The 18,583-nt window shown below is 56.3% G+C and carries 20 protein-coding genes; 3 read left to right on the plus strand and 17 right to left on the minus strand.

What is annotated here, in order from left to right; all coding sequences use genetic code 11:
• From ACXWUF_RS05535 to msrA, 6 genes are all read right to left on the minus strand, one after another.
• On the minus strand, window positions 1-1,707 hold a 1,707-nt coding region (locus ACXWUF_RS05535; RefSeq protein WP_458493670.1), incomplete at its 3' end, for a hypothetical protein.
• Window positions 1,708-1,714: 7 nt separating this feature from the next.
• Window positions 1,715-2,146 (minus strand): pilin, encoded by a 432-nt coding sequence (locus tag ACXWUF_RS05540; protein WP_458493671.1) that lies wholly within the window; start codon window positions 2,144-2,146, stop codon window positions 1,715-1,717.
• Window positions 2,147-2,266: 120 nt separating this feature from the next.
• Window positions 2,267-2,710, minus strand: coding sequence for a pilin (locus ACXWUF_RS05545; RefSeq protein WP_458493672.1), 444 nt, complete (start codon window positions 2,708-2,710; stop codon window positions 2,267-2,269).
• Between the two features lie 182 nt (window positions 2,711-2,892).
• Complete coding sequence (locus tag ACXWUF_RS05550; RefSeq protein ID WP_458493673.1) at window positions 2,893-3,450, minus strand: response regulator transcription factor; 558 nt, start codon at window positions 3,448-3,450, stop codon at window positions 2,893-2,895.
• A gap of 11 nt (window positions 3,451-3,461) precedes the next feature.
• The gene (locus ACXWUF_RS05555) at window positions 3,462-4,778 is read right to left on the minus strand and encodes an ATP-binding protein (protein WP_458493674.1); all 1,317 of its coding nucleotides are present in this window, start codon (window positions 4,776-4,778) and stop codon (window positions 3,462-3,464) included.
• Between the two features lie 99 nt (window positions 4,779-4,877).
• Window positions 4,878-5,531: a peptide-methionine (S)-S-oxide reductase MsrA gene (gene msrA / locus ACXWUF_RS05560; RefSeq protein WP_458493675.1), complete on the minus strand. Its 654-nt coding sequence runs from the start codon at window positions 5,529-5,531 to the stop codon at window positions 4,878-4,880.
• A 127-nt stretch (window positions 5,532-5,658) separates the two neighbouring features.
• Here msrA and hslO point away from each other — a divergent pair, with 127 nt between their 5' ends.
• Window positions 5,659-6,528 (plus strand): Hsp33 family molecular chaperone HslO, encoded by an 870-nt coding sequence (gene hslO / locus ACXWUF_RS05565; RefSeq protein WP_458493676.1) that lies wholly within the window; start codon window positions 5,659-5,661, stop codon window positions 6,526-6,528.
• 98 nt (window positions 6,529-6,626) lie between these two features.
• Here hslO and ACXWUF_RS05570 read toward each other — a convergent pair whose 3' ends face one another.
• The 10 genes from ACXWUF_RS05570 to bioB all read right to left on the minus strand — a co-directional run bounded on the left by ACXWUF_RS05570 (window position 6,627) and on the right by bioB (window position 16,225).
• The gene (locus ACXWUF_RS05570) at window positions 6,627-7,505 is read right to left on the minus strand and encodes a cytochrome c oxidase subunit 3 (protein ID WP_458493677.1); all 879 of its coding nucleotides are present in this window, start codon (window positions 7,503-7,505) and stop codon (window positions 6,627-6,629) included.
• Window positions 7,506-7,539: 34 nt separating this feature from the next.
• Window positions 7,540-8,085: a cytochrome c oxidase assembly protein gene (locus tag ACXWUF_RS05575; protein ID WP_458493678.1), complete on the minus strand. Its 546-nt coding sequence runs from the start codon at window positions 8,083-8,085 to the stop codon at window positions 7,540-7,542.
• 162 nt (window positions 8,086-8,247) lie between these two features.
• Complete coding sequence (gene ctaD, locus ACXWUF_RS05580) at window positions 8,248-9,843, minus strand: cytochrome c oxidase subunit I (protein ID WP_458493679.1); 1,596 nt, start codon at window positions 9,841-9,843, stop codon at window positions 8,248-8,250.
• Window positions 9,844-9,873: 30 nt separating this feature from the next.
• On the minus strand, window positions 9,874-11,019 hold the full coding sequence (gene coxB / locus ACXWUF_RS05585; protein WP_458493680.1) for a cytochrome c oxidase subunit II: 1,146 nt from the start codon (window positions 11,017-11,019) through the stop codon (window positions 9,874-9,876).
• Window positions 11,020-11,060: 41 nt separating this feature from the next.
• Window positions 11,061-11,543, minus strand: a complete 483-nt coding sequence (locus ACXWUF_RS05590) for a DUF2244 domain-containing protein (protein ID WP_458493681.1) — start codon at window positions 11,541-11,543, stop codon at window positions 11,061-11,063.
• Between the two features lie 155 nt (window positions 11,544-11,698).
• Complete coding sequence (gene bioD, locus ACXWUF_RS05595) at window positions 11,699-12,406, minus strand: dethiobiotin synthase (protein ID WP_458493682.1); 708 nt, start codon at window positions 12,404-12,406, stop codon at window positions 11,699-11,701.
• Window positions 12,403-13,224, minus strand: coding sequence for a malonyl-ACP O-methyltransferase BioC (gene bioC, locus ACXWUF_RS05600; RefSeq protein ID WP_458493683.1), 822 nt, complete (start codon window positions 13,222-13,224; stop codon window positions 12,403-12,405). The genes bioD and bioC overlap by 4 nt, the downstream gene beginning before the upstream one ends.
• Window positions 13,221-14,024, minus strand: coding sequence for a pimeloyl-ACP methyl ester esterase BioH (bioH, locus tag ACXWUF_RS05605; protein ID WP_458493684.1), 804 nt, complete (start codon window positions 14,022-14,024; stop codon window positions 13,221-13,223). Before bioH ends, bioC begins: the two co-directional genes overlap by 4 nt.
• The gene (gene bioF / locus ACXWUF_RS05610; RefSeq protein ID WP_458493685.1) at window positions 14,021-15,187 is read right to left on the minus strand and encodes an 8-amino-7-oxononanoate synthase; all 1,167 of its coding nucleotides are present in this window, start codon (window positions 15,185-15,187) and stop codon (window positions 14,021-14,023) included. The genes bioH and bioF overlap by 4 nt, the downstream gene beginning before the upstream one ends.
• Before the next feature lie 24 nt (window positions 15,188-15,211).
• Window positions 15,212-16,225 carry a biotin synthase BioB gene (gene bioB, locus ACXWUF_RS05615; protein WP_458493686.1) on the minus strand — a complete coding sequence of 338 codons (1,014 nt, stop codon included), beginning with the start codon at window positions 16,223-16,225 and terminating at the stop codon, window positions 15,212-15,214.
• Window positions 16,226-16,240: 15 nt separating this feature from the next.
• Between bioB and ACXWUF_RS05620 the strand changes: the two genes are divergently transcribed.
• Both ACXWUF_RS05620 and ACXWUF_RS05625 read left to right on the plus strand, forming a co-directional pair.
• The gene (locus ACXWUF_RS05620) at window positions 16,241-17,002 is read left to right on the plus strand and encodes a ComF family protein (RefSeq protein WP_458493687.1); all 762 of its coding nucleotides are present in this window, start codon (window positions 16,241-16,243) and stop codon (window positions 17,000-17,002) included.
• 232 nt (window positions 17,003-17,234) lie between these two features.
• Window positions 17,235-17,672, plus strand: coding sequence for a hypothetical protein (locus ACXWUF_RS05625; protein ID WP_458493688.1), 438 nt, complete (start codon window positions 17,235-17,237; stop codon window positions 17,670-17,672).
• A 178-nt stretch (window positions 17,673-17,850) separates the two neighbouring features.
• Here ACXWUF_RS05625 and xth read toward each other — a convergent pair.
• Window positions 17,851-18,583, minus strand: a 733-nt coding sequence (gene xth / locus ACXWUF_RS05630; RefSeq protein ID WP_458493689.1) for an exodeoxyribonuclease III, incomplete at its 5' end; no start/stop codon positions are given.

Here is an 18,583-nt window from a genome sequence, read left to right on the forward strand (position 1 = left end):
ATAGATGGCGGCGGCTGCCTGGCCAGATAAGGTTGGATTGCGGAAGGCGGACTGGAAGATGGATTCTATTTCAGATGGAGAAAACCGGCATTGGCCATCCATCCGGCATTCGCTGAGGCTAATCAACATAGAGGCACCGTCCGGCGCGAAAGGCCCCCGCTCCAAGCGTTGTCGGAGTGAGGCCAGCACATCTAAATTAAGCGGCTTTCCCATTGCAAAATCCAAACGAATTATCGCACTCAATCCGGTAATGCTACTTTTTTGTAGCATAGCCGATCGCTCAAAATAATAATGCGCTTGCTCGTAATATTTCTCTTTGGCCGTATCTTCATTCGCCATCATTAATACCCACACTGTCCGCCCAGCTTCATAATTAGCGCGGGAAGAATCTGGATGATGGGCCGCCTCAATTAAGCCATGCTCCATCCAATTCCCCCAATAGGAGGCTCGTACCGCTGTGGTTAATCCTAATAACGAAATAAACAGTACAGCAAGAACATATCGTAATCGAAAGCTCTCGGTTAATAAAAGTGGATGCAGTAGATAATAAAAAATGATGAGCAGGATGCCATAAATGGGAAAGTAGTTACGGTGTTCATGAGCCAACTCTAACGGAAAAATACTGGATTCCAAGCTATGTCCGACCAAGAATAACAACAATCCCAGCGAGAGAATTGGGGCACGCTTGCGGGCAATAAAGGCGATAGCTAGGAGAGAAGCAACCCCCACAACAGCAATTAATGTACTATGAGGCTCAAAGAAACCTTGAGAAATAGAAATATCATCGTGATACATTCCCAGCTTTGAATTATTAGGAAATACTATCATCCATAAATAAAACCATATAATACGCGCCTCGGTCATAAGCCGCTCTGGAAGCGTGAAATCTCTGATGAGATAGCCACCAGTGACCCACTCTGGTTGAGTGATAACGAGCATCAAAAAACCCAAGGCGGGTATCGCCACCGTGATTCCGAATAGACAAAACAAAAACCGGCGGGAAAAACTATCAGCCGCTTTAAAATCAAATAGAACCCATTCGATGGCGAACAAAAATAACGGCAGCAAGGCACCAATTTCTTTACTCAATAACGAGAGCGGCATAAATATTAGCAAGCCGACCACTATCTGTGCGATGCCAGCTTTGCCATCGAATAAGCGCTGTCTTCCCCGAATATAAAAGATTAACCCGCCCAACGTGAATAAAGTTGCTAGGCTAGTCATGCGCTGCACGACATATAAGACGCTAGTCAGATTAAGCGGATGCAGTAGCCAAGCCATGCAGAGTATTAGACTTAGCCATTGAATATGTGACTGGGAGAGTTCTGGTAGCCGATGCGTTTGGTAGGCTTGGAGCAATGAGCGAGTAAGAAAAAATATCCCTAACCCATTAAAAAGGTGTATCACTAAGTTGGTGAGCTTGAAGTAAAACGGATTAAGCCCAGCAAAATAATAATTAATTGCGAAGCTTAGCATCGCCACAGGCCGTCCTAATGGGCCACTAAACCCAGAGAGCAGCACATTCCGAATGTGTTCTATATCTAACTGGGTAATGGCGACACGGTTGTTCTGCAATATATTTAAGGTATCGTCAAACTGAAAATCCCCCGAAAGTCCAGAATAATAAACCAGAACAGTAATCACTAAACCCAATGCCAGCACGTAATATTGGGCCTTACCTAAATATGGTGCTTTAGCGGTATTCATCAACAATTTATCGACATTCGCTAGGCCGATATTTGCTCACTAGCGTGCCCGTTTTGCAGCTCCATCTTACGCTGCCTGTCGTGGTAGTGGGCGCAAGAATTATTGTCATAGAGGCCAATCTTATTTCAGAGTTATTATAGGTAACCTTGATAGTTCCGTTAGCACCTATTTCAACAGACTCTGTGTAACGGCCCACGATACTGGCAGAATTTGGTAGGCCCGCCATGGCATTGGTAATGGGCAAGTTAGATTTCGATGAATAATAGTCAGCCACAGCTTGCTTGGCTGGAGCGGTTAAGTCCAACCCTTCCTTAACTTTTGAACGGACGCTGTATTCTTCAAAAGTTAGCATGGCTAACGAACTCAGGATAGCGACTATCGAGAGTGCTAACATAAGCTCGATCAGGTTAAAGCCTCGCTGGGCATTGATTTTGTTCATCTGAACGCTCATCGCCACAGTAACCTTTGCATTGCGAAATAATAATTCATGGGGTCTCAAACAAAAGGCCGCGTTATATTGCGGCCTTTTGTGTCGGGCTTAGCTTAACTAATTAAGCTATTAGGAGCGGCATTCAGCAGGCCGATACTTGGCTTCAAGCGTACCGTTTTTGCAGTTCCACATCACGCTGCCCACCGTGGTGGCAGGCGTCAGCAGGATCGTCTTGCCGTTCAGTTTCGATTCTGCGGCGTTATAGGTAATCGTAATAATGCCACGACCTGCGGTGCCCACATCGACGGAGGTCACATAGGTGCCAACAATACTAGCAGCAGCAGGCAAACCCGCCGAAACATTCGAGGGAGGCAATAAAGTTTTCGAAGACCAGTAATCACCCACGGACTGCTTAGCGGGGGCGGACAGGTCCAGACCTTCCTTCACCTTCGCACGCACCGCGTAATCCTGATAAGCGGGAACAGCGATGGCTGACAAAATACCGATGATCGCGACCACGATCATCAACTCGATCAGGGTGAAGCCCTGTTGTTTTTTGGAAAACGTTTTCATGGCGAACTCCATGGAGGTTTTGTTAATTGAACGGATGTAAGCGGTCAAGCTGCGCGCTTTAGGCCGCGTCGATTGGATAACAGCATGAAGAGTGCCAACTCACGAAGCCTTACATTTAGGCGCATTCCCCCGGTGGCTCGGTCATGAACGATCCGCATTCCGTCAATAGGTGACAAATTCCGTCACTCCTTTACCGGCCTTTTCTCCAGCTTCCGCTGCAAGGTTCGACGGTGCATTCCCAAGGCGCGGGCGGCGGCGGAGATATTGCCGCCATGCTCGACCAAGACCTTTTGCAGATGCTCCCATTCCAGCCGCCGAACCGACAACGGCTTTTCCTTGATTTCCACGGAGTCGTCACCTTCGTCCTTGTGCAAGGCCGCGACGATCTCATCGGCGTCGGCGGGCTTGGTCAGGTATTGAATCGCGCCCAGCTTGATCGCCTCGACCGCCGTGGCGATGCTGGCGAAGCCGGTCAGCATCACGATCCGTGTATTGGCGTCGAGTTCGTGCAGCTTTCTCACCAGCACCAACCCGGAATCATGCCCAATTCGAAGATCGACCACCGCGTATTCCGGCTCAATCTCCTCCGCCAGCGTCACGCCACTCTCCACATCGGTGGCCGCGTGAACCTCGAATCCGCGCTTCGCCAACGCCTGCTTAAGCACCCCACAAAACGTCGGATCATCATCCACAAGCAGCAGAACCGGGTGAGGCGTGAGGGCGATCATCGTGTCTTCCATGCTCATAACTCCTAATGAGAGGCCAGTAAAACAATTTTCGTACAGGTTCCGCCTTCAGGGCGGGGAATCATCTCGATCCGGCCGCCAAGGCGTTCTATCGTGGCGAAAGCGAGGAACAGGCCCACCCCAAGTCCCTGCTCCTTGGTTGAAACCGGCGTCTTCCCCAGTTGCTTGGAAATGGCCGGCGCGATGCCCGGCCCCGAATCCAGGATGCGGAGCGTGATGGCGCCCTCGATATCCCACTGCGCATGAAGCTCAATCCCTTGGGGGGAGACTTCCGCCGCGTTATTTAAGATGTTAATCAAGGCATGGGAGAGTGTTTGTTCGGCCAAAATGGACGGCGCGGGCGGCGGCCCGGATTTTTGATACTCAAGGATGGATTTTCGCCGCTGCCTTCGCCAGCTCTCGACCGTGGCGTCCAAGAAAGCCGTCAAGGGCATGATATGTCCCGACTCAGCGCGAATTTCCCCGGCGGTGGCCGACATCACCGATAGCGCTTTTTTACAACGGGCCACCTGCTCGCGGAGAATTCTCATTTTTTCAAGCAACTCGCCATTATTGGCACACTCACACTCACTCTCTATCTCGTGGATTAATATCGCCATGGTGCCCAAAGGCGTTCCCATTTCATGGGCGGCACCCGCGGCCAGCGTTCCTAGAGCAACGACCCGCTCGCTACGCAAGCTTTGCTCTCTTGCCTCCGCCAATCGCCGTTCGTGTCCCCTTAGGGTATTGGCCATTTCAACGACGAAATACGCCACCAATACCGCGCTGAATACAAATCCAAACCACATTCCAAACACATGCAATTCAAGGTCATTCCCTTGCATCATGGCGGCGTGAACCATATGAGGCGAATCCCCTTGAAGGGTCATGGGCCGCATATCTGGCAAAGGCTCATAGAACCCCATGAGAAGGGTATAACACCCCGATGTGAAGATCACCATGTACCACGTATATTCCTGGGGTAATACTGTGGCCGCGATAATAAGTGGCAACAGAAAAAACCAGGCAATCGGATTGGTGGCACCGCCGGTAAAATACAGAATTGCGGTAATGGCTAGCACATCGAAGGACAACTGAATAAATAACTCAATCTCAGCAATTGGCTCATTGGAGCCAAGCCGCAGCCATGTCCACCAGTTAAACGCGGCCAAAAAAGTCAAAATACCCCATAAAGGCACTTCACGGAGCGGAATATCCAACCCGTAAAGGCTAATTAATATAGCCAGCGCCTCTCCACAAATCATAAGATTTCGCAACACGAACAGCCATCGTAGATTCTGGCGGGAATCGGTTGCCGGAATAATTGGGGTTGGTATGCTCATTAATAATATTTAACTTGATCTTTGATATTTGAATTTTAAACTAGCCTGATAATCCAGCGCCTCGGCCACTCGCCATCCTCCACAAGCGATGCCCCCTAACTACCCAATCTCGACATCCACCGCCGGGCAAACAACACCCAAGCCACCCAGACCACAATATCCCTCGGGGTTTTTGGCCAAATATTGCTGATGGTATGGCTCGGCATGGTAAAACATTCCAGCCTCGGTAATCTCCGTGGTGATTACCCCAGTTTTTCCCGCCTTCGACAAAGCCGCTTGGTAAGCCCGCGCTGAGGTCTCGGCCAAACTTTTTTGCTGTTCGGTATAGGCATAAATAGTGGATCGGTATTGGGTTCCGACATCATTACCCTGCCTCATTCCCTGCGTGGGATTATGGGCCTCCCAGAAATATTTCAGCAATTCAGTATATGGAATCATGGAGGGATCAAAAATCACGCGCACCACTTCGGCATGACCCGTCAGACCGCCACACACCTCGTCATACGTAGGATTTCTAGTATATCCTCCCGTATATCCAACCGCCGTGACATATACCCCCTTGATCCGCCAGAAATATCGTTCCGCCCCCCAGAAACAGCCCATGCCAAACATCGCCATCTCCATTCCTTCTGGATAGGGCGGCTGCATTGGGTGGCCAGTCACATAATGGAACTCCGGGACAGGCATACCGGTAGTGCGGCCCGGCAAAGCCCGAGAGGGTTCAGGTAAGACAGGTTTCTTTCCGAATATCATCTTCTTCTCCCGCATTGGCTTCCATTTGGCAAGTAGGCTGTATTTTATCGAACTATCGAATTGAAATCGGTGGCGCTCGTTACCAGCGCTTCTATAATGCCGACTTCGCTTTTATCAACTATTAACAATGAACGAATTCGACCATTTACAACGCTTTCTGTTCGAAGACATAGGCATTCGTGGAGCCTTGGTTCGCCTCGACTCCAGTTGGTTATCCATTCAAGCAAATCACGCCTACCCATCGGTTGTACGCTCTCAGCTTGGGCAAGCACTGGCCGCCGCCACGCTGCTTTCCGCCACCATCAAGTTCAAAGGCTCGCTGATTCTGCAAACACAAAGTCCTGGCCCGCTAAGCACCTTGGTCGCTCAAGCCACGCACGAACGAACCATTCGCGGCTTGGCCCATTGGAACGGCGAGTTATCCGGGAACACTTTGCGGGAGATTTATGGCGATGGCAATCTGGCGTTGACCATCCTGAACGAAGGCAGCGAGCCTTATCAGGGAATCGTCGCCCTCGAAGGCAACAATTTGGCCGAGGCACTGCAAACCTATTTTCAACTTTCTGAACAATTGGCGACACGTCTATGGCTTACAGCCAACGAGGAACGGGCCGCCGGGCTGCTCATCCAGGAATTGCCCTCGAACCGCAAGAATCCTCACGACTGGGATCGGGTCACTTGCTTGGCGGACACACTAACCCATTCGGAGTTGGCAAGCCTGCCCGCCGGGGACTTGCTGTACCGCCTTTTCAATGAAGAAAAGGTCCGGATTTTTGAAGCCGAACCCATTCTCTTTAAATGCGGTTGTTCCAAGGAACGAATTGAAGGGCTAATTTTGAATTTAGGGCAGGCGCAAGCCGCGTCAATCCTCAATGAACGGGAAGTTATTGAAATTGACTGCGAGTTTTGCAACCGCCATTACCGCTTTGATCGGGTTGACGTGGGCGCTTTATTTGAGGGTGCCATTAAGCTGCCGCCCATATTGAGTAAACAATAATCGCCCCCGCCAGTCTTGCCGTGGGGTTTTCAAAAACAAAGGGCGTTTCCCTGTTCAGGGAAACGCCCTTTTCAATCGGCTTCTACTGAGTTTTCGCTTTACAGCCAGTAGACAAAAATGAACAGGCCCAGCCAAACCACGTCAACGAAGTGCCAGTACCATGCTGCCGCCTCAAAAGCGAAATGGTGTTCCGGGCTAAAATGGCCCTTGGCGCTACGCAGCAAAACAACGGTGAGCATGATGGCACCGATGCTGACGTGAAGACCATGGAAGCCGGTTAGCATGAAGAAGGTTGAACCGTAAATGCCCGTGCCGAGGGTCAGGCCCATTTCGGTGTATGCCTCGTGATATTCGAAGCCCTGCAAAACCACGAACAAAAAGCCCAGTCCAACCGTGGCGGTCAGCCATTTGATTAGCTTTTGGCGGTCGCCGGCCAGCAATCCCCAATGGGCCAGAGTGACGGTCAGGCCACTGGTCAGCAGGACCAAGGTGTTTATCGCCGGAACGCCCCACGCGCCCATGGGTTCGAATTCGCCATCAACACCGCCAACATGACCAGGTCCGTTGGTGGGCCAAACATTTTCAAACGAACTCCATAGTTGGGCATGGGTATCTATGCCCAACGCCGAACCTTCGCCACTCATCCACGGGAGCGCGTAATTGCGGGTGTAATAAAGGGCACCGAAAAACGCCGCGAAGAAGAACACTTCGGAGGTAATAAACCAGATCATCCCCATGCGGAAAGAAACATCCACTTGGTGATTATAAATACCGGACACACTTTCCCGTATCACAGTACCAAACCAGCCATACAACATATAAATCAGAATGGCCCCGCCCAGCCACATCATCGGGGCGCCAATCGAGGAGCCATTCAGAAAATTCGAGAAACCCGCGAGTAGCGTGAACAAGCCGATTGATCCCAGGATTGGGTGACTCGCCTTGTGCGGTAAGTAATATTCGCTCTTGATTGCCATGGTATGCCCCTGCTCTGTGAACGTTGATCTTGCCTTAATTTTGCTTCTTGTCTGTAATATCGAAGAAAGTGTAGGAAAGCGTAATGTCTTTTACATTATCTGGTAAAGCCGGGTTTATCACGAATCTGACCGGCATTTCCCGTTGCTTATGCGGCTCGAATTCCTGCTCCGAAAAACAAAAGCATTGGGTTTTCTTTAGGTATTGGGTAGCCCAACCCGGCGCAATACTAGGTATGGCCCGTCCAACCATTTTGCGGTCGGTTTGATTCTCCCCAAAAAACTTCACTGTGTAATATTGGCCCGGGTGAATTTTCATCTTGGGCTTTTCCGCCCGGAATGCCAGAGGCATACCCTGGTTCAGGGTGGTCACGAACTCAATGGTAATCTCCCGTGCCTCGTCCACCTTGTAATCGGCTTCAGCCACGGCCTCGGTTTTCACCTTGCCGTTCAAGCCAGTGAGTTCGCAAAAAACATCATACAGTGGAACCAAGGCGAATCCGAAGCCGAACATCGCCACCACCACCAGCGCCATCGGCCATATCAACCGTGCGTTTGACCTAGCTTTCTTTGGATTATCCACTTAATGGCTTAGCGTAGAAATAACGTGAAGTATCGAATAAATGTACAAGCCCACGGCAGCCGCCGCAATCAAAACCGCCAATAATATATTTTTTTTACGAATATCCATGTCGCTCGATGCGCCCCCGCCCGCTAGCCTGCGGACGGGGATCGCCAATCCTCATTACTTGATTTCAGGTGCCGTTTCCCAAGTGTGGTATGGGGGCGGGGACGGCAGATTCCACTCCAAGCCGTGATCTGTCGCACCTTCCCACACTTCACCGCTCACCCTTTCACCTTCGCCACGGATGGCCTTAATCACTACGTAGCAAAGAATGAGCTGGGAGAAACCGAAAATGAAGGCACCCACGCTGGACCACGCGTTGAACTCGGCGAATTGCAGCGCATAGTCAGGGATACGGCGCGGCATACCGGCCAGCCCTAAGAAATGCTGAGGGAAGAAGCATAGGTTGACGGAAATGACGGTCAGCCAGAAGTGCAGCTTGCCCAGACGCTCGTCATACATGACGCCAGTCCATTTCGGCAGCCAGTAATAGACGGCTGCGATAATGGCGAATACCGCTCCAGTCACCAGCGTATAGTGGAAATGCGCCACGATGAAATAGGTGTCGTGGTACTGAAGGTCCGCCGGGGAAATGGACATCATCAGCCCCGTCAAGCCACCCATGGTGAACAACGCTACGAAAGCGATGGCCCACAGCATCGGGGTTTCAAAGGTCATCGCACCTTCCCACATGGTCGCAAGCCAGTTGAACACCTTCACGCCCGTGGGGACGGCGATCAACATGGTGGCGTAGGTGAAGAAAAGCTCGCCTTCAATGGGCATACCGACAGTGTACTGGTGGTGCGCCCAAACGATGAACGACAGGAAGCCGATGGATCCCGTGGCGTAGACCATTGAGCTATAGCCGAACAGGGGCTTGCGGGCGAAGGTCGGGATGATTTGGGAAACCACGCCGAAGGACGGCAGAATCAGCACGTACACTTCCGGGTGGCCAAAGAACCAGAACAAGTGCTGATACAGGACAGGGTCGCCGCCGCCCGCCGCGTTGAAGAAGCTGGTGCCAAAGAACTTGTCGGTCAGCAGCATGGTCACGGCACCCGCGAATACCGGCATGATCGCGACCAGCAGGAAGGCGGTAATCAGCCAAGTCCATACGAACAGCGGCATCTTCATCAGGGTCATGCCTGGTGCCCGCATATTCAATATGGTGACGATGATGTTGATGGCCGCCAAAATCGAGGAAACACCCAGGATGTGAACCGTGAAAATGGTGAAGGGCAGCGCGGCGCCAGTCTGCAAGACCAGGGGCGGATACAACGTCCAACCGGCGGCGGCGGCACCACCGTCCATGAACAAGGTGCTGACCAGCATGATTGCGGCGAAAGGCAGCAACCAGTAGCTCCAGTTGTTCAAGCGGGGCAGGGCCATATCGGGCGCACCGATCATCATCGGAATCATCCAATTGGCCAGCCCGGCGAAAGCCGGCATGACCGCGCCGAACACCATGATCAGCGCATGGAGGGTGGTCATTGAGTTGAAGAACGTCGGGTCAACGAATTGCAGGCCCGGCTGGAATAATTCGGCCCGGATTATTAAGGCCATAGCACCGCCAACCATGAACATGGCCAGCGAGGTAATCAGGTATAAGGTTCCGATGTCCTTATGGTTGGTGGTGAACACCCATCTCAACAACCCCTTGGCGGGACCATGGTGGTCGTCGTGGTGGTCGTCGTGAGTAGCCGCTGTTGCTGACATAGCGTTTGACCTCGTCACAATGTTGATCGGTTAATTCTTAGCTGGCACTTCGGCGGGCTGAACCATGTCGCCCTTGCTGTTGCCCAAGCCGTTCCTCTGGAAGGTCACCACAGCGGCGATTTCAGCGGGGGTCAGCGTGGACTCAAAGGCGGGCATCATCTGGCCCTTGCCCTTCAACACCACCTTAACATGCTCGCCAATGGGTCCGTTGGCGGACGGGCTGTTGGTGATCGCCGGGAAAGTGCCCGGAATGCCTTCGCCACTGGCCTGATGGCAGCTCGCGCAATTGGCGTTATAGACTTCCTTGCCCTTGGCGATGAGTTCATCCTTGCTGAAAGTCTTGACCGTTTCAGCCTTGGCTTGCTCTTTAACCGCCGCACCGTTGCTCTTCTGCTCGGCCAACCACTGGTTGTATTCTGCTTCCGGCTTGGCAATCACGACGATGGGCATGAAGCCATGGTCCCGACCGCACAACTCGGTGCATTGGCCGCGATAAGTACCGGGCTTCTCCACCTTAACCCACCTATCGGTCACGAAACCGGGAATGGTGTCCATCTTCCAGCCGAAATCAGGCACCCACCAAGAGTGGATTACATCGGCCCCCGTGAACAGGAAGCGAATCTTTTTGTTGACCGGAATCACCAAGGGATGATCCACATTCAGAAGATAATTATCGACCTTGGCCGGGTTCAGATCGGAACCCAACTGGCGGGCCTCGTTGCTTTTGGCGTCGAGAGTGCTGAAGAAATCAATGCCGTCATCAAGATATTCGTACCGCCACTTCCATTGATAGCCCGTAACTTTAATGGTCATGGACACTGGCTCGGCGGTCTTGTCCAAGTCGTAGATATTGAGCATGACCCTGGTGGCGGGGACGGCCATGACCAACAGAATCAGGAAGGGAATGATCGTCCAAACGATTTCCAGCTTGGTGTTCTCGTGGAATCGAGCGGGCACCACGCCCTTGGACTTGCGATGGTGAACAATGGAGTAAACCATGACGCCATACACAAGGACGCCGATGACCACGCAAATCCACATGATAGTCATATGCAAATCGTGGACGTCGCGGCTGAGTTCAGTGACGCCTTCCGTCAGATTGAGTGTGTAGTCGGCGTACGCATTGCTGCCTAGCATCAACCCCAAAACTGCAAACAGTTCTTTTAATTTCTTCACGGAGCCCTCTCCTCAATCGTAAAGGTAATACCTAACTCGAATTAACTTGCTTTAATCAAAATCTGTTGCAATTCGCGGGCTAGCGCTTCGCGCTCCGACTCCGCCAAGAAATGCCCAATCTCGATTTGTTTTCCATGCAGCCGGAAGGACAAGCGGCTGGGATAGCCCTTAATCTGCGGCTTAATCCAGTCCAGCGACATCCAAGCCCGCTGGAATCGATAGGTCTGCTCTGGTCGATCCCGGCCTCTTTCCAAGACCACCGCCGCCTCGGTGATGGTGATGACCTCGCGAACCTTGCAAGATTTGAAACTGAGCTTGAAGCAAACCGCCAAAAGGAGCCATTCCGCCCCAGAAAATGGCAACACCAGCCACAAACCCAGCATCGCGAACCCGACCGCGATGCAAGCCATCACCAGGGCGACCACAACCAATAAAAGCCATACCTGTCGCTCAGTCAGCGAGGCGTTGGGTCTCAGGATAATGCGTCTATCGCCGGTTATCACGTCCTGTTCTGACTCAACCATATCAATCAATTCCCGAACCCATGTTTATCCAAGGGACCGGAGCCAGCTGATCCGGCTTCGAATCTGAACGGCCAAAATACACACAACAGACGTGCGTGATTTCCCACCCAATCGGTGGGTCTTTTTTGGCGAGGCTTAATTCCACAGAATGTAACTTAAGGCGCTAGCACACGCAAGATTTCATCCGCTTCGTGCGGCGCGAACCCATCCTTCGCGCATTGGCACGACGATTCGAAATATGGTAAGCGCACCAGCGGTGCCAAACCCAGAGCCAAATCAATAGTCTGGATGTTTTCGGCGGCGTATGGGAAATCACGCGCCACATGGTTGGCAATCCAGCCAGCGAATCGGACGCCCGAAGCCCTCATTGATTCATAAGTCAGCAAGGCATGGTTGAGGCAGCCTAACCGCAGCCCCACCACTAGAATCACTGGCAGGTCCAAAGCCACGGCGAGATCCGCCACCCGTTCCCGTCGGTTCAGCGGAGCCTGCCAACCGCCCACGCCTTCGACCAGCACGCAATCGGCGGATTGCCGCAGATCATCGAAGATTTGGACAATTCGCGCCAAGTCGATGCTTTCCCCGGCCAGCTCAGCCGCGATGTGCGGGGAGACTGGCGGCTCAAACGCGTAAGGGTTGACCTGCCCATAAGGTAGGCGAATCGACGCAGCATCCCGCAAAGCCAAGGCGTCCTCGTTCACCCAGCGGCCCTCGTGCCACACCGCGCCAGTCGCCACGGGCTTCATGCCCACCACGCTCAATCCCTGGCTTTGCAAGGCCCGCATCAAACACAGTGTTGCCCAAGTCTTGCCCACACCGGTATCGGTGCCGGTGATAAAAAACCCTTTTGCCGTCTTACTCACTCGAATTCTCCGCCTGCCCGGACATATACAACCTCAAACGTAGCCCGAATCCCACCCGTTTCTGTCCCGGCTTTGGCCCCGTAAGCACCAAGCATCTCCCGCAAAGCCCGTTTGCCGGTCAAATGCCGCCGCCGCCCCGCCGTGACGTTGTGGGCGCCCAACCCCTTGAGTTCCCGCATCAACGCGAGAGGGTCGCTGTATTCCAGCATTCGGGTTTCTGCCGCCAGCAACGCTCCGCGAAACCCGGCCTCGTTCAACGCGGCGGCCATGTCTTCAACTGGAGTGAAATCATTGACATGGGAATAGCTATCCACCGCTGCCCAAGCCGCCCGCAACTCGGCAAGCGTGGCCTCGCCGAAGGTACTGAACAGCAAGGCGCCGTCCGGTTTAAGCACGCGGCGAAACTCGCTGAACACGGTTGCAAGGTCCGGGCACCATTGAATCGCGAGATTGGAGAAAACCACATCGACCGACCGATCCGCCAACGGCAGGGCTTCGGCGTCTCCGCACACCCATGACCCACGGTCGGGCGGCGGAAACCGGCGCTTCGCCACGCGGAGCATTCCCTCGGCAAGATCAAGCGCGACCAGATGAGCGGCGGGATAGCGGCTCATTAACTCGGCGGTGAAATAGCCGGTCCCTGCGCCCACATCCACCATCACACCGGGCGACGCCAGCCGTTCCGGCCAGCGCGCCAGCAAGTCATGACCCACCGCCCGCTGCAAACCCGCCACGCCGTCATAGCCAGACGCCGCCGCCGCAAAGGAGCGGCCAATCCAGCGCTTTTCGGGATGGGCGGCAAGCGAACGGTAACTCACCGCGCCTCGCTCCTTCCGACATGATGGCGATGGATAAAATCCAGCACCAAGCCGACGGTTTCGCCCGGATGGGTCGCGAAGGGCAAATGCGCCGCCGTGTCCAACACATGCACCTCGATGCTCGGCACCAACGCCCGCAACGCGGTGCCAACCGCCTTCGGCACCAAGCGGTCATGGGCGCCCAGCACGGCCAGGGTCGGCGCGGCGGAACGGCTCAGCGCATCGCGCAGGTCGGCCTGTTGCAGCACAACCAAACCACCGCGCACGGCGGCGACTTCGGGCGGCTCGAACTCATCCAAGCACGCCTCGATATGTCGGGCCAGGGCGCGGGCGTTCTCCTGGCCGAAGGTTTGCAGCCCGATGAAGCGCTTGAGCGTCTTGAAAAAATCCGTCTCCAGATTGGCCGCGACCTGCGCCAACAAGCCCGCCTCGACACCGGGCCAATCCGGCTCCGCCACGAAGCGCGGGCTACCGGCTAGCAAAGTGAGGCTACGCACCCGGCCCGGAAATCGTTCCGCGACACCGGTTGCCAGCAAAGCCCCCAAGGACCAACCCAACCAATGGGCGCGAGGCGGCGCGGCGTCGGCCAGGGCGGCAACCACGCTATCCAAACAAAAATCCGCCACGTTGCCGCTCAAGCCATGGCCCGGCAGGTCGATCAAGGTCACCCGAACCCGATCCGCCAACCGTTCGGCGAAATCCCGCCACACCCCGCTGTGCATCGCCCAGCCATGCACCAGCACCAGTTCCGGGCCGACACCGAAGCTTTCCGTGTGCAATCCCGGCTGGCGGCGGCTCATGGTGCGCTCCTATTTAAATCGGTCAGCGCTTCTAACAGGCCATCGACCTGCGCCTCGGTATGCGCCGCCGTGAAGGTGATCCGCAGCCGAGCCGTTCCCGCCGGCACGGTGGGCGGTCGAATCGTGCCGACCAAGAATCCAGCATCGAGCAGCCACCGGCCGGCCCGCACAGCCGCCTCGTTGTCGCCCAGCACGATGGGTTGAATGGGCGTGGATGAGTCCATCAGATTTAAACCGAGTTGCTCGGCACCGGCCCGGAACCGGGCGACCAGCCGATTTAGATGCTCGCGCCGCCAAGATTCCGCACGAACCAGCCGCAATGCCACGCGGGTAGCTTCCGCCACGGCGGGCGGCAGGGCCGTCGTATATATATAAGTACGGGCGCGTTGGATCAGGAATTCGATCAAGTCGGCACAGCCCGCCACGAATGCCCCGAAGGTGCCGAACGCCTTGCCCAGCGTCCCCATCAGAATCGGCGTGTCGGCCTGTCCCAATCCGCACTGCGCCAGCGTGCCCCGCCCGTCCGCCGCCAATACGCCCAGTCCGTGGGCATCGTCCACCATCAACCAAGCGTCGTGTTCACGGGCCACCGCCGCCAAATCGGCGAGCGGCGCGACATCGCCATCCATGCTGAACACGCCGTCGGTCGCGATGAGTTTGGTTTGCGAAGAACAATCCGCCATGTCCGTCCGCAACGCCGCCACGTCGGCATGGGCATAACGCTTGAGCCGTGCCCCGGACAATAACGCGCCATCCAACAGCGAGGCGTGATTGAGCCGGTCCTCGAACACCGTATCGCCGCGCCCGGCCAAGGCGGAAATGACGCCCAGATTCGCCATATAGCCAGTGGAAAACAGCAAAGCCCGCTCGCGGCCCGTGAACTCGGCCAATTCCTCTTCCAGCGCGTGATGGGCGCGGCTGTGTCCGCACACCAAATGGGCCGCGCCGGACCCGACGCCATAATGTTCGGCCCCGCGCCGCAACGCCGCCACCACGTCGGGATGATTCGCCAGCCCCAGGTAATCATTCCCAGAGAAATTCACTAAGCGCCGCCCGTCGCACAGGACTTCCGCGCCCTGCGGCGTTTCCAAAATCCGCCGCCGCCGGTACAGCCCTTGCCGCTCAATCTCGGCCAGCCGTTCCCGCAACTGGTCACGCCGCATCAGGCTTAACGCTCCCGAACCGGCCTAAGTCTCGGCCCACAGTCCCGCCATCCGCAGCCCCAGCCGCTGGAACAAACGCCGGTCGCTATCCGCCACCGGGTTGTCGGTGGTCAGCAGCCGTTCGCCGTAGAAAATGGAATTGGCCCCGGCCAGGAAGCACAGCGCCTGCATTTCATCGCTCATATCGGTGCGCCCGGCGGACAGCCGGACCCGTGACTTGGGCAGCATGATCCTGGCGGCGGCGATGGTGCGAACGAACACGAAGGGATCGAGCTTTTCGGCACCCGCCAAGGGCGTGCCCTCGACCTGCACCAGCATATTGATGGGCACGCTTTCCGGGTGCTTAGGCAGGTTCGCCAACTGCACCAGCAGCCCGGCGCGGTCGGCGTCGCCCTCGCCCATGCCGACGATGCCGCCACAGCACACGTTCAGGCCCGCCTCGCGCACCCGTTCCAGGGTATCGAGCCGATCTTGATAGGTGCGGGTGGTGATGATTTCGGAGTAATACTCTTCGGAGGTATCGAGGTTGTGGTTGTAGTAGTCCAACCCGGCCTCTTTCAAGCGCCGCGTCTGGCCGTCGGTCAACATGCCGAGCGTCACGCAGGTTTCCATTCCCAGCGCTTTGACGCCCTCGACCATTTCACAAACTCGCTCGATGTCCCGATCCTTCGGACTGCGCCAAGCCGCGCCCATGCAGAACCGGCCCGCGCCCTGCGCTTTCGCTTGCCGTGCCGCTTGCAGCACATCCTCGACCGGCATTAACGCCTCGCGGGGCAGTCCCGTGTCGTAACGGGCGCTTTGCGGGCAGTAAGCGCAATCCTCGGAGCAAGCGCCAGTCTTGATGCTGAGGAGGCTCGACACCTGGACTTCGTTGGGGTCGAAGTGCGCACGGTGTACCGCCTGCGCCCGGAAAATCAAATCATTGAACGGCAACGCGAACAGGGCTTCGGCCTCGTCGGGACGCCAGTCGTGACGCACGAGACCATCGGCAAGCGCGGGCCGTCCTGTTACATTCGCGGAAGATTGTTGGGCTAGCATCGGGAGAACTCCGGGATGATGAAAGGCTCTTCTGGCGGCTTCACGGCGCTCCGCCGTCAACTCGAACAGATTGCATGGGTGAACAAATGGCCGCGCATTATACAGGATTGGCTGTATCCACCCACTTGCTTGCTGTGCGGCGACCCAGGCGACCGGGGCCGCGACTTGTGCAAGCCTTGCGCCGACTCACTCCCGCGCATCATGACGGCCTGCCCGCGTTGCGCTGTGCCGCTGGCGTCCATCGAATCCCAGCTTTGCGGCCCATGCCAAACAAGACCGCCCGTGTTCGACGCCGCCCACGCGCCGCTTCACTACGAGGAGCCAGTCCGCCACCTCGTCGTGTCGCTCAAGTTCGGTGCCCGCTATCCCAGCGCCCGCTTGCTCGGCGCCTTGCTCGCGGATAGCTTGGCAAGCCGCGCCAATCTCCCGGAAGTCATCATCCCCGTGCCGCTGCACCCCAGCCGCTACCGGAAGCGGGGCTTCAACCAATCCACTGAAATCGCCCGCGTCGTTTCCCGACGGCTGGCGATTCCGCTGGACCTTCACGCCTGCCGCCGCGTCCGCGCCACCACCGCCCAATCCCGACTCACCGCCAGGGAGCGCCGCCGGAATGTCCGCCGGGCCTTCGCCTGTCCGTCCGCCTTGCCCTATCGGCATGTGGCGATTCTCGACGACGTGCTGACCACCGGCATGACGGCCAACGAGGTCGCCAGAACCCTGCGGCGGGCCGGGGTCGAGAAAATCGAGGTCTGGGCCTGCGCGCGGACGGGGCATTGAAAACTGGCCCTAAAGCGGTTTCGGATCGAGTACACGGTAGTGGGAGTGGGCTTCAGCCCACGATCAGACTCGGATGGCGCGGGCTGAAGCCCGCTCCCACGGCTTTGCGGGCTATGTACCAGCCCAAGGCTTGGCGCTAAACTTGACTCTGCCCGGAATGGTCATGGACGCCATCGCCCGGCACCATTCCGCTCATTCGGCACGCCGCCCGCTTAAATCAAGGAAGAACACCATGAAGCCAATCCCCCTATCCGCCCTGCTCGCCCTGCCGGTTTTTCTGACCGCCTGCGCCTACTTCGAATCCAAGCCCGAGCCACTGGACATGAATGTGGCCGTCCTCAAGGCCGAGACCTACGAAACCCAGGAGCAACTGGCCGACTATTACGCCAAAGCCGCCGCCGACCTCAGCCTTCGCGCCAACGACACCCGCTTATTGGGAAACCAGTACGAGGGCAAAACCTATCTCTACGGCCAGGATGGGCGGGATGCGGTCAACCTGTCGGAACGGCTGGCGAACATTTATGAGCGAGCCGCCGCCGAAAACCGCCGGATGGCGGAGATTCATCGGCGGGTGGCGGTCCAGCTTCCCTGCACGCCGGTCGGGCTGTCGGGCAAGGGGGCGCTCATTCCTTGTCACCTGCCGACGGCGGGGAGCGCTTCGGATCGATAGGGCGCTTTCGGCGTTCCCGCGCCGTTCACAGGACTTACGCAGCAATGCCATTGCCCCCGCCGTTCGCCCTGAGGTATCGAAGCTTGTCCTGAGCGGCGTCGAAGGGGGTGAACGGCGGGGCAATTCCCCGTTCATGCTTCGATACCTCAGCACGAACGGGGAGTTGCGTAAGTCCTGTTCAGATAGCCCCTGATTCGCATCGGAACTCCGCCACCACCGGGGCATGGTCCGAAGGCCGTTCCAGGGCGCGGGGTTCCTTGTCGATGCGACAGGCGAGGCAGCTTTCCCGCAATGCGGCGTTGATGAGGACATGGTCGATGCGCAGCCCCAGATTGCGGCGGAAGCCGTTCATGCGGTAATCCCACCAGCTAAAGCTTTTGTCGGCCTGCTCGAAATGCCGGAAGGCGTCGCACAAGCCAATGTCCAACCAGCCCCGGAACGCCTCCCGTTCCGGCGTGCTGCACAGGATTTTGTCCCGCCATGCGTCGGGGTCATGCACATCGCGGTCCTCGGGCGCGATGTTGAAATCGCCCAGCACGACTAAACGCGGATGGCGTTCCGCTTCCAAACGCAGCCAAGCCCCCACCTTCGCCAGCCAATCCAGTTTGTAGGCGTATTTGTCCGAACCCACCTCGCTGCCGTTGGGCACGTACAGATCGACGATCCGCCAGCCGTCCACGGTCACGGCCAGGATGCGCCGCTGTGGATCATCCAACCCCGGAATATCGGTCACGGCGTCTTCGGCAGGCCGCTTACTTAGCACGGCCACACCGTTGTAGGTCTTCTGGCCGCTGTACACCACCCGGTAGCCCGCTTCCGTCAATTCGGCCAGGGCAAATTTGTCGTCCTCGGTCTTGGTTTCCTGCAAGGCCAGCGCGTCGGGTTGCTCCTTCGCCAGCCATTGCAGGACG

Source organism: Methylomagnum sp., assembly GCF_054333355.1.

What these genes read in the sequence shown, in the direction of transcription:
- ACXWUF_RS05540 (WP_458493671.1), bottom strand. Translation starts at nt 2,146, where the DNA reads ATGAACAAAATCAATGCCCAGCGAGGCTTTAACCTGATCGAGCTTATG.
- ACXWUF_RS05545 (WP_458493672.1), bottom strand. Translation starts at nt 2,710, where the DNA reads ATGAAAACGTTTTCCAAAAAACAACAGGGCTTCACCCTGATCGAGTTG.
- ACXWUF_RS05550 (WP_458493673.1), bottom strand. Translation starts at nt 3,450, where the DNA reads ATGGAAGACACGATGATCGCCCTCACGCCTCACCCGGTTCTGCTGCTT.
- ACXWUF_RS05555 (WP_458493674.1), bottom strand. Translation starts at nt 4,778, where the DNA reads ATGAGCATACCAACCCCAATTATTCCGGCAACCGATTCCCGCCAGAAT.
- msrA (WP_458493675.1), bottom strand. Translation starts at nt 5,531, where the DNA reads ATGATATTCGGAAAGAAACCTGTCTTACCTGAACCCTCTCGGGCTTTG.
- hslO (WP_458493676.1), top strand. Translation starts at nt 5,659, where the DNA reads ATGAACGAATTCGACCATTTACAACGCTTTCTGTTCGAAGACATAGGC.
- ACXWUF_RS05570 (WP_458493677.1), bottom strand. Translation starts at nt 7,505, where the DNA reads ATGGCAATCAAGAGCGAATATTACTTACCGCACAAGGCGAGTCACCCA.
- ctaD (WP_458493679.1), bottom strand. Translation starts at nt 9,843, where the DNA reads ATGTCAGCAACAGCGGCTACTCACGACGACCACCACGACGACCACCAT.
- ACXWUF_RS05590 (WP_458493681.1), bottom strand. Translation starts at nt 11,543, where the DNA reads ATGGTTGAGTCAGAACAGGACGTGATAACCGGCGATAGACGCATTATC.
- bioH (WP_458493684.1), bottom strand. Translation starts at nt 14,024, where the DNA reads ATGAGCCGCCGCCAGCCGGGATTGCACACGGAAAGCTTCGGTGTCGGC.
- bioF (WP_458493685.1), bottom strand. Translation starts at nt 15,187, where the DNA reads ATGCGGCGTGACCAGTTGCGGGAACGGCTGGCCGAGATTGAGCGGCAA.
- bioB (WP_458493686.1), bottom strand. Translation starts at nt 16,225, where the DNA reads ATGCTAGCCCAACAATCTTCCGCGAATGTAACAGGACGGCCCGCGCTT.
- ACXWUF_RS05620 (WP_458493687.1), top strand. Translation starts at nt 16,241, where the DNA reads ATGATGAAAGGCTCTTCTGGCGGCTTCACGGCGCTCCGCCGTCAACTC.
- ACXWUF_RS05625 (WP_458493688.1), top strand. Translation starts at nt 17,235, where the DNA reads ATGAAGCCAATCCCCCTATCCGCCCTGCTCGCCCTGCCGGTTTTTCTG.